Below are 14,453 nucleotides of genomic sequence, written 5' to 3' on the forward strand. Positions count from 1 at the left end.
CTGTCGCCCTAGTCTTCTGGGAGCTTAATGGGACTGATCTTGCGTACAGATTCTTCTATAAGAGGGGTGTACTCCGCCAAACTCTCAGACAGCTGCGAAAAAGCTTTGACCCCACCGTTTTCCTGCCATTGCACGCCCAATCCGACATCGGTTGCGATAATCGCACAGCAATCCGCCGGCAAGCTATCTAGCAACTGGTGCAATTGCTGCCATGCTGCCTGGGGGGCTCTCACACTGTTGCCCCAATCCCAACTACCGGCAAAATTCATTTCGTGCGTAATCCGCTGGCGCTGTAGCTTCCAACCAATCTGTAGACGCTTTCTATCCTTCCACCGATAGTAATAAACCGCTGCGGTCCCCTCCCCCAAAGCTTCAGGTAAGGCTTGAATTTGCACGGTAATACCTGCCCTGGCGGCACGGCCACGCAAATCAGCCAGACGGCTGTCGCGCTGATTGGGCTTCAGCCACATCACTGGCCCCAGCACCAGGGCAATAGCAAAGCCAATTATGATTACCGGTAGCCATTCGGACATAAAAGTTCCTTATGATGGTTTTAAAAACGGCCTATTCTGCGGCGCCATATATGATCCATGTCAAATAGTTTTTTTTGCGATAGACTGAAAATAGCTGTCGTAAGAGGCCCCACTGGGCAAATAGAAAAGACAGGAGCTAATGGAAAATGGCGAAATATGAACGAATATTGGTGGGCCTGGACCTCTCGGAAGAATCCTCACAAGTGCTGGAAAAAGCGGCCTCTCTCGCTGAAGCTTTCAATGCCGAAATCAGCTTGATGCATGCCATTGAGCCGCTGACATTTGCCTACGGTGGGGATATCCCCATGGATTTATCAGAGGTACAGGATCAGCTACAGAGACAGGCCAAGGAACAGCTCCACAAAGCCGCTCTACCGCTGAATATCCCCGCTGAACGACAGCATGTAATTTTGGGCCAACCATCCACCGAGATACATCGCCTAGCCAAAGATCTAGAGGTCGATCTTATTGTTATCGGTAGCCATGGACGCCATGGCCTAGCTCTTCTGCTGGGCTCAACCTCTAATGGGGTTCTTCACGGCGCCAAGTGCGATGTTTTAGCTGTCAGGGTATATGTGGACGAAGAATAAGCCCCCTCTTTCGGCGAGAGAAGTGGTGCCATGCACCCCTTCTCTCCAATACTAAAACCTTACTCTTCGCCCCCCTCCAACTCCGACCATCGGTCAAAAGCGGTCTCTAATTGAGTTTGTTTCTCCGCCAGTAAATTGAGCCGGTTTTGCACCTGGGCTTGCTCCTGTTGGTAAAAAGAAGGGTCTGCTACTTCAGCCTCTATAGCGCCAATTTCAACTTCAAGCTGTTCGATCAAGGCTGGTAAGCCATCCAGTTCACGTTGCAGCTTATAGCTGAGCTTCTTTTTCTTAACATGAGGCTTGTCCGCTTCGACCGGCTTCGCTTTCACCTTGCCTTCAGGGACTTTTTCCTCTTTTGACTCCGGTTCAAAACTACCTCCCTGGCGAATGAAGTCCGCATAACCACCCACATACTCTCGGATACGACCATCTCCCTCGAAGGCCAGACAGGAATCCACAACATTATCGAGAAATGCACGGTCGTGACTGACTAATAACACTGTGCCTGTGAATTCCAAAAGTAACTTTTCAAGCAGCTCCAGGGTTTCTACATCCAGGTCGTTGGTCGGCTCATCGAGCACCAGAATATTGGCTGGCTGACTGAATAATTTCGCCAGAAGAGCCCTATTGCGCTCACCACCACTCAACGCACTTACCTTGGTCCGCGCTTTCAAACCGCTAAAGAGGAAATCGGATAAATAGGACATGATGTGGCGGCTTTTGCCGCCAATGGTGACAGAGTCGCGCCCTCCACCAACATTATCCAATACTGTAAGTTCAGGATTTAATTGGTCCCTGCGCTGATCAAAGTAGGCTACCTGCTGCTTTGTACCCAAACGCACCTGACCAGACTGAGACTGAAGGTCCCCGAGCAACACTCGAATTAAGGTGCTTTTACCAACTCCATTAGGGCCAATCAATCCCACCTTATCACCGCGCATTAAGGTAAATGAAAGGTCGCGAATCAGGGGGGACTCATTGGGGTAGGCAAAGGTAACGTTACTAAGCTCAGCCACCAACTTACCGGATGTTTCTCCACTATCGAGAGACATTCTGGCAATGCCCTGTTGAGTTCGACGCGCCTCTCTCTGGCGCCTGAGTCCTTGCAAGGCCCGAACCCGCCCTTCATTACGGGTGCGTCGCGCCTTGATACCCTGGCGAATCCAGGCTTCCTCCTGGGCTAGCTTTTTGTCGAATAGCGCCTCGTTCCTGGCCTCTTCTTCTAAAAGTTTCTCTTTTTCTTCCTGGTAACGCCCAAACTTGCAGCGAAAAACCCGTAGGTATCCACGATCCAAATCCCAGACTGTACTAGCCAACCGCTGCGCCAAAGCACGATCGTGGCTGACGAACAATAACGCGCCCCTAAAAGTATCGAGGAATCCTTCCAACCACTCCACAGCGGCAATATCCAAATGGTTGGTGGGCTCATCGAGAATGAGCAGATCGGGCTCTGTAACCAGCGCGCGCGCGAGAGCTGCACGGCGCTGCCAACCTCCAGAGAGATCAGCCACGGATTCATCAGGACTCAAGCCGAGGCGGTCGAGCACACTATCGACTCTAGGCAGGAGATCCCAGCCGTGCTCCGCTTCAATTTTGGCCTGTAGCTCGGCCGATGGGTCCTCCCGATAACCAGCCAATACACGCCCTATAGGGCCCAGACCCTCGGCAACATATCGGTAGACAGAGTCGAGACAGCCTGCGGGTAACTCCTGCTCAAGGGTTGCCATAACCATCCCACTCGCGCGCACAATCTCCCCAGCATCTGGGTCCACCTGCCCCGCAATTAAACGCAACAGGCTGGACTTACCCTCTCCATTGCGGCCAACAAGGCAAATACGATCGCCCCGCTCAATTTTTGCACTGACGTTTTCAGCAAGTACCTGGGTCCCGTAACGCAGACTGACCCCATCCAATAGAAGCAACATAATTAGGCACTACAATTAACAGACCCGGTTAACATTCTCGCTAGTTAGTTGAATGAAACGAAAATTGATACTTCGGGTCCTGTGAAAAATTCGCTATTTTACGCTTTTTTGCCAAGCCGTCTCATAAACTTGCGCGACCAGACTCAACTTCGGGGTTACTGTCATGTCAGTTAGCACAAGTCGACTCTTCCAGATTATTGCCCCTTTAATGGTCTGGATCTGCCTCAGCGCCCAGGCAGAGCCACAAGCATCATCGAAGGAGTTGTCTCAGCAAGACAAGCCAGCCACAGGTATATCCAGCCAGCGCCAGCTTTTACAACAAGCCAGGATAGCGATCAAATACGGCAATAAAAAACAGTTAAAACAATTGAAAGCCAAGTTAGCGAATTACCCTCTTGTGCCCTATCTCGACTACTGGGCAATCGGAAGAAAATTACGCCAATTACCTCTAAAAGATATTGATCGCTTTCTCGCTGAGAACCAGGGAACAGCGGTGGGTGACTGGATGCGTATTAGGTTACTTAGAGAGCTGGGGCAACAGAGACAATTTCAGACCTACCTAAAATACTTTCAATCTGAGAAGCACAAGCGCGCGGCACTGCGTTGCTATTATGCCGACGCACTGTTTCGCCATGGCAACAAAGACAATGCCGATCAAGTAACCACCGAGCTCTGGCTGGTTGGGCACTCACAAGTAGAGGAGTGTGACCCAGTTTTTGCCCGTTGGAAGCGCAATGGCGGCTTAACCCAGGAAAAGATTTGGTCCCGCCATTTACTCACCCTAGAAGAGGATAACCTAGAACTCGCTTCCTATATCGCCAGGAAAATGGACAAACCCTTCCAACAAAGAGCAGCCTTGCTAAGGGAGGTGCACAAATCACCCAAGCTTCTTCTCAATTACCCCCGCTTCTTACAGTCACCGGAGCATCATAGGGAAATCATTCTGCATGGATTGCATCGATTAGCTAGGGAAGATGCAGCCGTCGCTGAACAGGCATGGCAGCGCTATAGTGCCAGCCTCCTGTTTAACGATAAGGAGCAAGCCAATATGCTCCGCCATCTGGCTCGGCAATTTGCGCGTCAAGACGATACCCAGGGACTGCTACAACTGACCAAGAATCACACAATGGATGATGGATATTCCATTGAATGGCTGGCGCGACAATCCCTGCGAGAGCTCGACTGGGAGCAGGTTGCCTTTTGGATTGATCGCCTGCCACTCGAACGGCAACAGCGCGATCGCTGGCTCTACTGGAAAGCCCGCTCACTGGAAGAACTTTATGGCAAGGCACAGTCTGGCGCAGCCTCCCTTCTCTATCGAAAAGCTGCACGGGAACGCAGTTACTACGGCTTCCTTGCTGCCGATACCCTCGGACAAAATTACAGCTTTGTAGATCGTCCCGCGCCAATCACGCCAATTCAAGTGCAGCAGATGGCCCAGCACACCGGCTTACAAAGGGCACGTGAATTGCAGGCTATTGGTGAACTATTCCATGCTCGGCGTGAGTGGAGCTACGCTACTCGGGAAATGGATCACGAGGAGCTATTAGCCGCGGGCAAAGTGGCAAGCGCATGGGGTTGGTATCACAAATCCATTCAATCTGTTCTTGCGGCAGACTACCTGGATGATCTGGAGCTCCGCTTCCCCCTGGCCTTTGCCGATATTGTAGAAAGTGTAAGTGCGCAGGTTGGACGGCAGAGCACGCCTCTAGAGCCCTATATGATTTACGCAGTTGCCCGCCAGGAAAGCCACTTCAGCCACGACGCCAAATCACGGTCTGGCGCATTGGGCCTAATGCAATTGCTACCCTCTACCGCACGCGCAACGGCAAAGCGCGCGGGTGTACGCTATCGACGCAGCTGGGATCTACTAAGCCCCAAAACTAATATTGCCCTTGGCAGCTTTTACCTGAGCACCCTGTTAAATCGATTCGATAACAATCGCTTCCTCGCCGCTGCCGCTTACAATGCGGGACCAACGCGGGTTGCCAAGTGGCTAAAGGAGACTCGTCAGCGTCTGCCACACGATGTCTGGATCGAGACGATTCCCTATAGTGAAACAAGGAATTATGTACAGAATGTACTCGCTTATACGGTAATTTATGCCTATCGAAGCGGCACCAAGCTACAACTTCTCAAGGCGCATGAGGCAGGGAATAAACTTTAAAGTGTCTCAGAATAACCTTACAAACCTCTGCCCTAACTTTGATACCGTTTGATAGGAATAGAGCCCCCCTTGGGAACCCGAGTCATTAGGGCTTAAGGTGGGAGTTACCTCCCAATAAATGACGGGCGCCTAACCAATTCGTTTGGCCAACCAAGCTTGCAGCTGCGATTGCTGAAAGGGCCATGCATAAGTGTCTTCAGGATCACCGAGCCCCACCACGGGTATCAAAAGACTAAAGCGCTCGAATAAATTGTCATCATCTGCAATATCTACCTCCCTTAAACGCAACCCAAACTGCTCTAGCAGGGGCCATATTTCCAGCTTGGCCTTTTCGCACAGGCTGCATCCAAGGGTGGTATAGAGCAGCAATTCACGGGACGAACTCATGAGAACACTCCCTGGTTATTAACCCAAAAATATCCGGCAGCACCGGCAACCAATAACAGAGTCAAGCCCAAGGCTTTTATAGGGATACGTGGCTGAAGTTTTTCCTCCTGGGGCTCAGCCAAACTTGGGCTCTCTTCCCGCAGCCCGGCGATAGAAGCCGAGAAGGATCTCTGAGTGACATCTTCAGCTGCCACTTCACCTGAGCCAATTTTTGGAGACTTCATAAGATGTGAAGAGATTGCAGGGCGCACTGCAGTGCGATCAAGATCATCCACAGGGCCCACAACAGAAAAACTCAACGAATCAAACCGCAGCTCATCGCCTCTTCGCACACGGCTTTCCGTGATCCGTCGACCATTGACGAATGTCCCGTTGGCCGAGCCGAGATCAATTGCGAACAGCAACCCTTCACGCACCTCCAACCTTGCATGGCGACGCGAAAGGTGTGACAAGGAAAACGTGATATCGCACTCCTCAGAGCGCCCTACCACCGCGCCCCCTTTTACAGGAAACACTTTCCCCGCTATTGCCTTGTGATTTGCCCGTAGCGCCCAGGCGGTATTTTTCGACTTGCTCGAATTAAGTTTTGTTACTTTGGGGTCAATAATTTGTAGTGTTCGAGTACCGATTGTTATCTGATCGTTCAGCTTGATTCGACAGGCTGATGCTATCGGCTTCCCATTAACCAATACATGGGAGTCTCCAGAAACATTCCCCAGGGTAAGCTGCCCCCCCTTAATCGCGATCTTTAGATGTAACTTCGCAATCGAGTCATCCGGTATACACAGATCACAACCCTGATCTCGCCCCACCGTTACACCGGGAGCCACCAGCCAAACACTCTGGCCAGAATCGTTTACATCACAAAGTTTTAGCATTGATCACGCTCCTCAGCCCTAAGGAGACTGAATATAGGGCAGCCTAAATAAAGGGACTGTCCCAAGTAACAGTAAAACCTGAAAAAAATTTGCAGATTGAAGATAAAACCGAGTTTAACACGGGCAATATCATTAGCGTGTGATTGGGTTTGCAGCTTACAATGGCGCAAAGGTCTAATATCCGGCTCAGGCAGGGGTGACCAATTCAGCTGCCAATGGTGTCGTTGGGTAAAGTACACTTGCAGCACCACAAGGAAAAGACGGATCTTTGCCAAATCGGCTATCACCGTCAGTTACGATGAGAAACCATAACAGGTAGTTGCACGCCAGTGAGTGAAGCCAAAGTTCGCGAGGTATCGCGGCACAGCGAAGTAGTTCAACACACCCCAAGTGCTACACGTAGCGCTGGCGCCACTCATCCCGGCTACCGGCGAGAGCAGAATGAAGATGCCTATTGGGCAGATGAAGAAAAAGGCATTTGGGTTGTCGCCGATGGTTTGGGCGGGCACCACGCCGGAGAGATTGCCAGCCAGACCGTAGTAGAAGAAATCCAACAGTGCGCGTCAACTGACCGCCACTATGAACGCGCCCTACAAAGGGCCCACGCCCTACTGCTTGGTGATGAGCACAGCACTGCCAATATGGGCTCAACCGCAGTAGTGCTCGCCGAGGAAGGCGATTACTATCACATCTATTGGGTTGGAGATAGCCGAGCTTACCTCTGGACACCGGGCGACAAAAACGGCGAACTCAGCCAACTGACAAGTGATCACTCCTATGTTCAGATGCTGATGGATTCCGGTGCCATCAACTCAGAGGAAGCCGCAACCCATCCAAATCGCCACGTTATTACCCGATGTATCGGCGGTAGTACCAACCCCAAACTCGAAGTTGACCGGGTATCTCATCGCTGGAGCTCAGGACAAAAACTTCTACTTTGCAGCGATGGACTCAGTTCCGAAGTACCCAATGAAAAAATAAACCGGATCATCGCTGAAACCCCCAATAACCACCAAATAGTTGAGCTTCTCATAAACGCAGCCCTTGATGCCGGTGGCAAGGACAATATCACCGTTCAAATTATCGAAGCACCAGCTATCGCCCCTCCCCCAAGCTTTTCGCAAGAATCTCACAACAGCACTGCACAAAACGAAACTAATAGTGACAGCCAAAACAATAGAAGCTGGCGACCACTTCTGGTCTTACTTGCTGCTTGCGGAGCAATTGCCGCACTGGCAGGCGGAATATTCCAGCTATTTTAACGAGGCCATAACACACCATGGAGCTCGTAAAGAGTGGCAATTCGTCGCTACAAATCCCCGGCTATCGCATTCTCCGCAAAATTAACCAGGGTGGCATGTCCACGGTATACCTAGCCATTCAGCGCAGTGTCGGTCGACAAGTGGCCCTCAAGGTTATGTCGCCGGTTCTCAATGCCGACCCAATTTTCAGTGAGCGATTTCAACGGGAAGCCAACATTGTCGGACAGCTCTCCCATCCAAATATCGTTGGCATCCATGATATTGGACGCTATCGCAGCCTTAACTATATCGCCATGGACTATATGGCTGGGGGCTCTGTTTCTGAAAGACTCGCCAAAGGGCCATTGGAGCCACTGGAAGCCCTCAATGTTGTACGCCAAATCGCCATGGCCTTGGACCACTCCCACAGCAAGGGGTATGTGCACAGGGACCTAAAACCAGAAAATATACTGTTTCGGGAGGATGGCTCTGCCGTATTGAGTGATTTTGGCGTGGCGCGCGCTGTTGCACATACCACAAGAATGACCAATAGCGGCATGGTGGTAGGCACACCACACTATATGAGCCCCGAGCAGGCCAGAGGTAATGCTATTGACGGCCGGGCCGATCTCTACAGCCTAGGTGTTGTCTTTTATGAAATGCTCACTGGTGCTGTCCCCTACCAAGCAGAGGAAGCGGTGGCTATTGCCATCAAGCACCTGACCGACCCCATCCCCAAGTTACCTGCTCGGCACGCGCTATACCAGCCGATCATTGATCGCGCCCTGGCCAAAGAGCCGGCCAAACGATTTCAAAGGGGCTTGGATGTCGCAGATGCAACCGATCAGTTAGTTGCAACCCTAGCCGGCAAGCCCAGCCAGCAAATCAGCCAGTTAAACAACGCCTCTGTCGGTGTTTCCAGTTTGGCCCGTGCACTTTTTCTCACTCTGTTGAGCAGCCTCCGGGATCGCTTTATTAAAGGCTGGCAGGTGAGACTGGAAAACCCTCAGCAAGTGGACTCCGTACGTAAAGATCAGGATACCCTGGTGCGTTTACGACAGCTGGTCAGTGAACCAACAAAGCACAGGCGCCCATGGGCACTAACCGCCATCACCGCCATTACGCTACTCTTTGGCTGGAGCGTTCATAGCACTTTCAGTGGTAAGGAAACTTGGCTTAGCCAGATCACTTTATCCGACAGCGCAAGACGCCATACCTCCGATACTATGCCCAGCGCCGATCGCTCTGAAGAAGTACAAGTCAGAGATGTAGAGAAGCCTCCAGTTAAAGATCTGGTACAGACACAAGGGCAGGAGATCTCTCAAGGTCATTCCATAAACAACCAATCCCCGGAAAATTCACTATCGGGCAATCTACACACCCAAAACTCGGTTGTGCTTTCACAGGAGGAGCCAAACTCAGTACCAAAGTTTGCATTTACGGTCAAAACTGAGCCCGAAGATGCCCGCGTGCGTATTATGAATATAAGCCCGCGCTATGCACCGGGCATTCGACTAGAGCCCGGGCGATACGATGTAGAGGTCAGCAAACCCGGCTATGACCGCTATCGTAATTGGATCATTATTGAGGATCAGAACCACAAGCTTTCGGTAAAGCTACAAAAAGCCTATTTTGCCGGAAAGAAAATACGCTCCAAGCTCTCCTCCGGCGGTCAGGGCCCTCAGATGATCGTAGTAGGTTCGGGAGAATTTATGATGGGCAGCAATAAACGCAGTAATAGCCGCCCTGAGCACCAAATAAAAATTCCCAAACCGTTTGCCATTTCAACTCAAGAAATCACTTTTCAGGATTATGACCGCTTTGCTCTCGCCACAGGGACCAATCAGCCCAGTGACTCAGGCTGGGGCCGAGGGAGGCGACCGGTCACCAATATTACCTGGTGGGATGCTCAAAAATATGTTGAGTGGCTTTCAAAGCAAACGGGGCAAAAATATCGTTTACCCAGCGAGGCCGAGTGGGAATATGCAGCCCGCGCGGGCACTGACCAACCTTTCTGGTGGAAAAGCAGCGATGCAAGGGGAAAAGCCAATTGCAGGCGCGGATGTGACAGTGAATTTAACAGTCTCTTTATCACGAAAACCGGACCGGTAGCGAATTACCAAGCCAACCCTTTTGGACTATACGATACGGCCGGCAATGCGGCAGAGTGGGTGCAAGACTGTTACCAACCCGGTTATGATAAAAACCACAACACATCTGCACCACTGAAAATCAAAAACTGTCAGTTACGCAGTGTTCGCGGTGGCTCAATGCGGGACCCATCTAGCAGAATTGGGGCAGATTATCGCAAGGGCCTCAATGAAAATAGTCGTGCAAAGGATGTAGGAATGCGGATTGTTATGGAGCTTTATTGACCGACCCCAGGCTACTTTCGAAGCAAAAAATAACCCTGTTTTTCATTGAGCCTGTAGCTGTGGCTTTTGATTTACACCAACCAAATAGTGATACAGAAATTCTTTATAATCTAACCCAATGACTGCCAGCAGCGGCAACACTTCCCTGTGCCGCATTAACTCACTGCATCATTCAGACCCTAGGCTAGCAGCCAACTCCCACTACTTAGCCCGAACTTCCCAAACGTTGTGGATTTTAGGGTTGCGTTGAAAATCCTTATCCAACAACTGTAAAGGCTGCACAGCAAAGGCATCTGTAGTCGCCACATCCATTTTAAAACTGCGCAAATTATTGGAAAAAATCAGAATGCCCCCCGGAGCCAATAATGCCATGCATTGGCTAATCAGCTTGGCGTGGTCGCGCTGAATATCCAGCACTCCGCGCATTTTGGCCGAATTGGAAAAGCTCGGGGGATCGAGGAAGATCAGGTCGTAATGGCCTTTGCGATTTTGTTGGGCCGATGCCAACCACTGCAGGCAATCAGCTTCCACCAGCTGGTGCTTATAAGGATCCATACCATTTGCACGGAAGTTTCGCGCAGCCCAGGATTGATAGGTTTTGGACATATCCACACTGGTACTTTGTACGCTGCCACCCAAAGCAGCTTGTACAGTGGCTGTTGCGGTATAGCAAAACAGGTTGAGAAATTTCTTCCCAGAGGATATCTCGCGCAGGTGCTTTCTCACCGGGCGATGGTCTAGGAACAGCCCTGTATCCAAGTAGCGCCATAAATCCACTTCCAGCTCAGCGCCGTACTCCTGCACTTGCAAGCTAGCCCTTTCGTCAACCTGTTTTTGATACTGGCCAGCGCCCTTCTGGCCACCTTTATGGCTGTGGCGGCGACGCTCCTTGATACTAATTTTCCCTCTAGGCAGCTCCAATACGGATTGCACGGCTCTCAACAGATCCCTTAACCGATTGCGCGCCTTACCCTCATCAATACTGGCCGGCGGGCGGTACTCCTGGAGGTGAGCGTAGAGCTCCCCCTCTAAGGTGCGATATAAATCTACTGCAGCGGCGTACTCCGGTAAGTCAGCATCGTAGAGCCTATAACAGTCAATGCCGTTTCTGGATGCCCACTTGCCTGTTGTGCGTAAATTCTTGCGGAGCCGATTGGCCACCATTTCAGCTTCCGGGGAAAGCTTGCGTTCCTTGGGTGCGCTCTCGGCCTGCCCCCCCTGTTCGCGCACCTGAAACAACAACAACTGACTGGGGATTGAGCCGTTATATAACTGGTAGTGCTTGTGAGAGCGTAGCCCGGTGGAATACCCCAACTCAGGGTTGCCGGTAAAAATTCCCACCTGCCAACCGGGAAACTCCGCCTTTAACTGCTTACCCAACTCCGCGTAGGTTTCTCGCAGAGCCTCCTGCTCCCCAAGGCGTTCACCATAGGGGGGGTTGGTCAATACCAAACCAGTATTGATCTCTCGATGACTCGGAACCTTGAATGCGGCGACCGGCCGGCAACTTACCCGCACCTGGCGCTCCAATCCCGCCCTATCAATATTGGCTTCGGCAGCAAATAGCACCCTAGCATCGGCATCATAACCGCGAATTTCCGGCAAAGGCTTCTCCAAACCGGCAACGCGACACTGTAGAGCCTCTTCACGAAGCTCATTCCAAATATCGCTCTGGTGGTTGAGCCAGCGCTCAAAACCAAAACTCTCACGGAAGAGACCCGGAGCAATATCAGCAGCCATCATGGCCGCTTCAATCAAAATAGTGCCCGAACCACACATTGGATCCAGCAGAGCCCCACCCTCAGCCGCAATCTGCGGCCAACGAGCGCGCAATAACAGGGCTGCAGCCAGGTTTTCCTTGAGGGGGGCAGCACCGATATGTGTTCGGTAGCCCCTTTTATGCAAGCTATCCCCACTGAGATCTATGGCAATATCCAGCCTGTCCCGCTGCAGTCGCAAAGCCACAGTCAGGTCCGGATTGTGCTTATCGATACTCGGTCTCGCCCCGGTTTTATCACGCAAGCGATCAACGATGGCATCTTTTGTTTTTTGGGCTCCGAACTGACTATTACGGATTTCCCGATTTGTCCCCGAAAACTGCAACCACAGTTTGCCCGAAGGGCCAATATGCTCCTCCCAAGGCTGTGCAGCCACCGCCCGGTAGAGGTCTTCAGCATCACCGATGCGAACCTGATCGAGTTGCAGCAAAATCCGGTTTGCCAGGCGACTCCACAGACAGCAACGATAAGCAAGCTTCAAGGAGCCTGCAAAATGTATGGCCGCAGGCTGCTCCCGAAGGACCTTAGCCCCCAGAGACCCAAGCTCTACAGCAAGTAAGCTTTCCAATCCTTTCGGACATGTCGCAGTAAACTTAAATTCTTCTATACGTGAGTCGATCAAAACTTTTACTCGATAACCCCTAGCATCAGGGGGATAAATATGGCGCCCCTTGGCGCAAATTAGATTTTCAAGAGCCTGGTAGACATACCCGGAGGTCAGTATTCCCCTCAACAGGCCAGATTTTCTGGCGCGATTATCCCACTTTGTAGCGGCGGAGCCTATGTAGTCGGGATATCTTGCTAGTGTCTACACAGTCACCCCCACTTTTAAATACCTCTCTGTAGATATCTTAAGAGCGACGCCCAGCCGTTTTCCGTTTTTGCTGTCTCCACCATATTCTTGCTATGTGGGAAGCGATAGGAGTCACACAACTGCCCGCGTAAAAGTTTCGCTAAGCTTTAATTGTCGATGCAACAAAACCGTAATAAGCATCCAACGGACTGCGCCGCAGTTCGTAAATCTACAAGCAGAGGTGCCGTATAGATGAAACGCCAAAAACGCAATCACGCCGACAGGGCTTTCTACAAAGGGTATTTGGCAGCCCTGAACAATAAGTCTATTGATAGCTGTCCCTTTGTCGAAAATGACCCACACCAGGAATGGGTTAACGGCTGGCGTGAAGGGCGGGAAGATTACTGGAATGGCTTTGATAGGACTACCAAGGCGCAAAAACTGGAAATCTATGGCGCCATTTCCACCGATATCCAATATCCAGACGGCTGGAGTACTATTTAGCCTGCGGGAAAGGTGCAGGTTCACCTGCACCTTTTACAAGACCACCACCAGGCTACACCTGCATCCCTCTGAACCCGTTCAACGATAAAGATGAATTCGACATCTCAATCTAGGTTAATAGGACCAGGCGTTACTCGCCTATTCACCAGCTGAGCGACGACGCTCCATAGCTATAGACTCCACCGCTTCGCGGACAAGCTGCGGTCCCCGGTATATAAACCCGGTATAAACCTGTACGGCAGTTGCCCCTGCGCGAATTTTTTCTGCTGCACTGTCACCGTCGAAGATACCCCCAACACCAATAATAGGGATCTGCTTGTCCAGAGCCTTGGACAGCTGCGCAATAACCTCAGTGGAGCGGTGCTGCAGAGGCTTACCGCTCAGCCCACCCTGCTCATTACCATGGGGCAGATTAGCCACAGATGACTTATCAATGGTGGTATTAGTGGCAATTACGCCATCAATACCGTATTCGCACAGAGCCTCGGCGATCTGCTCTATGGCATCCCCTTCGATATCTGGCGCGATTTTTACCGCAACGGGCACGTAGCGATCGCTCTTTTGAGCCAGTTCCGCCTGCTTCTCCTTGATACTTCCCAGTAGCCTGTTGAGGCTCTCACCAAACTGCAGGTCCCGCAGCCCCTTGGTGTTCGGCGAAGAAACATTGGCGGTGATGTAATCCGCATAGGGATAAACCTTTTCCATACAGAGCCGGTAATCATCCGCCGCCTTTTCTACCGGAGTGTCGAAGTTTTTACCAACATTGATTCCCAAAACACCCCTGTAACGGCGGTGCTTCACTCTGTCGATTAAGTAGTCAACTCCCAGGTTGTTAAACCCCATACGGTTGATAATGGCACCGGCCTCTTCCACACGGAACAGTCGTGGCAACGGGTTGCCCGGCTGTGGGCGTGGGGTCACGGTGCCAACTTCCACAAAACCGAAACCCAAAGCACCCAAACCGTTAAAAGCCTGGGCATTCTTATCCAGTCCTGCAGCCAGACCAACAGGGTTAGGTAGGGTCAACCCCATCAGCTCTACCGGGTCGTGAGCGACTGCCTGTTTGAAAAAAGACATCAGGCCAAGGCGCTCAACGGCACCAATTGCATCCAGAGAGAGGTGGTGGGCCCGCTCGGGATCGAGCGCAAACAGAGCTTTACGCAGAGTTGAATACATACCTTTCCTTACGTGGGGACTGAACCCGTCCGCCAGGAGTCAACGAACGGGGATAGAATTTCATTGCCACCCGTGAAATAGCGCCGAGGAGAACTAACTCCCTAGC

Annotated in this window: 11 protein-coding genes; 5 read left to right on the forward strand and 6 right to left on the reverse strand. The window is 51.5% G+C overall.

From position 1 onward, the window contains the following. Positions 1-8 precede the first annotated feature (8 nt). Positions 9-533: a hypothetical protein gene (locus tag ACJJJA_RS13640; RefSeq protein ID WP_252081966.1), complete on the reverse strand. Its 525-nt coding sequence runs from the start codon at positions 531-533 to the stop codon at positions 9-11. A gap of 146 nt (positions 534-679) precedes the next feature. On the opposite strand from ACJJJA_RS13640, the gene ACJJJA_RS13645 reads away from it, so the two are divergent. Continuing rightward, the gene (locus ACJJJA_RS13645) at positions 680-1,123 is read left to right on the forward strand and encodes a universal stress protein (protein WP_252081967.1); all 444 of its coding nucleotides are present in this window, start codon (positions 680-682) and stop codon (positions 1,121-1,123) included. Between the two features lie 59 nt (positions 1,124-1,182). Here the strand turns inward: ACJJJA_RS13645 and ACJJJA_RS13650 are convergent, their stop codons facing one another. Continuing rightward, positions 1,183-3,048 (reverse strand): ATP-binding cassette domain-containing protein, encoded by a 1,866-nt coding sequence (locus ACJJJA_RS13650; RefSeq protein WP_444904958.1) that lies wholly within the window; start codon positions 3,046-3,048, stop codon positions 1,183-1,185. Between the two features lie 163 nt (positions 3,049-3,211). Here ACJJJA_RS13650 and ACJJJA_RS13655 point away from each other — a divergent pair, with 163 nt between their 5' ends. After that, on the forward strand, positions 3,212-5,215 hold the full coding sequence (locus ACJJJA_RS13655; protein ID WP_444904959.1) for a transglycosylase SLT domain-containing protein: 2,004 nt from the start codon (positions 3,212-3,214) through the stop codon (positions 5,213-5,215). A gap of 129 nt (positions 5,216-5,344) precedes the next feature. Here ACJJJA_RS13655 and ACJJJA_RS13660 read toward each other — a convergent pair whose 3' ends face one another. Both ACJJJA_RS13660 and ACJJJA_RS13665 read right to left on the reverse strand, forming a co-directional pair. Beyond that, positions 5,345-5,602, reverse strand: coding sequence for a glutaredoxin family protein (locus ACJJJA_RS13660; RefSeq protein ID WP_444900558.1), 258 nt, complete (start codon positions 5,600-5,602; stop codon positions 5,345-5,347). After that, positions 5,599-6,480, reverse strand: coding sequence for an FHA domain-containing protein (locus ACJJJA_RS13665; protein WP_444900557.1), 882 nt, complete (start codon positions 6,478-6,480; stop codon positions 5,599-5,601). The genes ACJJJA_RS13660 and ACJJJA_RS13665 overlap by 4 nt, the downstream gene beginning before the upstream one ends. A gap of 329 nt (positions 6,481-6,809) precedes the next feature. Here ACJJJA_RS13665 and ACJJJA_RS13670 point away from each other — a divergent pair, with 329 nt between their 5' ends. Together ACJJJA_RS13670 and ACJJJA_RS13675 are read left to right on the forward strand one after the other, a co-directional pair. After that, a complete protein-coding gene (locus tag ACJJJA_RS13670; RefSeq protein ID WP_444904960.1) occupies positions 6,810-7,742 on the forward strand; it encodes a PP2C family protein-serine/threonine phosphatase in 933 nt (310 codons plus the stop codon). Positions 7,743-7,759: 17 nt separating this feature from the next. After that, positions 7,760-10,096: an SUMF1/EgtB/PvdO family nonheme iron enzyme gene (locus ACJJJA_RS13675; RefSeq protein WP_444904961.1), complete on the forward strand. Its 2,337-nt coding sequence runs from the start codon at positions 7,760-7,762 to the stop codon at positions 10,094-10,096. Between the two features lie 201 nt (positions 10,097-10,297). Here ACJJJA_RS13675 and rlmKL read toward each other — a convergent pair whose 3' ends face one another. Further along, positions 10,298-12,496: a bifunctional 23S rRNA (guanine(2069)-N(7))-methyltransferase RlmK/23S rRNA (guanine(2445)-N(2))-methyltransferase RlmL gene (gene rlmKL / locus ACJJJA_RS13680; protein ID WP_444904962.1), complete on the reverse strand. Its 2,199-nt coding sequence runs from the start codon at positions 12,494-12,496 to the stop codon at positions 10,298-10,300. A gap of 423 nt (positions 12,497-12,919) precedes the next feature. Here rlmKL and rmf point away from each other — a divergent pair, with 423 nt between their 5' ends. Next, positions 12,920-13,171 carry a ribosome modulation factor gene (gene rmf / locus ACJJJA_RS13685; RefSeq protein ID WP_444884593.1) on the forward strand — a complete coding sequence of 84 codons (252 nt, stop codon included), beginning with the start codon at positions 12,920-12,922 and terminating at the stop codon, positions 13,169-13,171. 138 nt (positions 13,172-13,309) lie between these two features. On the opposite strand, the gene ACJJJA_RS13690 is transcribed toward rmf, so the two are convergent. Beyond that, positions 13,310-14,347 (reverse strand): quinone-dependent dihydroorotate dehydrogenase, encoded by a 1,038-nt coding sequence (locus tag ACJJJA_RS13690; RefSeq protein WP_444900554.1) that lies wholly within the window; start codon positions 14,345-14,347, stop codon positions 13,310-13,312. Positions 14,348-14,453 lie beyond the last annotated feature (106 nt).

The sequence above is a fragment of the Microbulbifer mixtoriginis (SeqCode) genome (assembly GCF_052466865.1).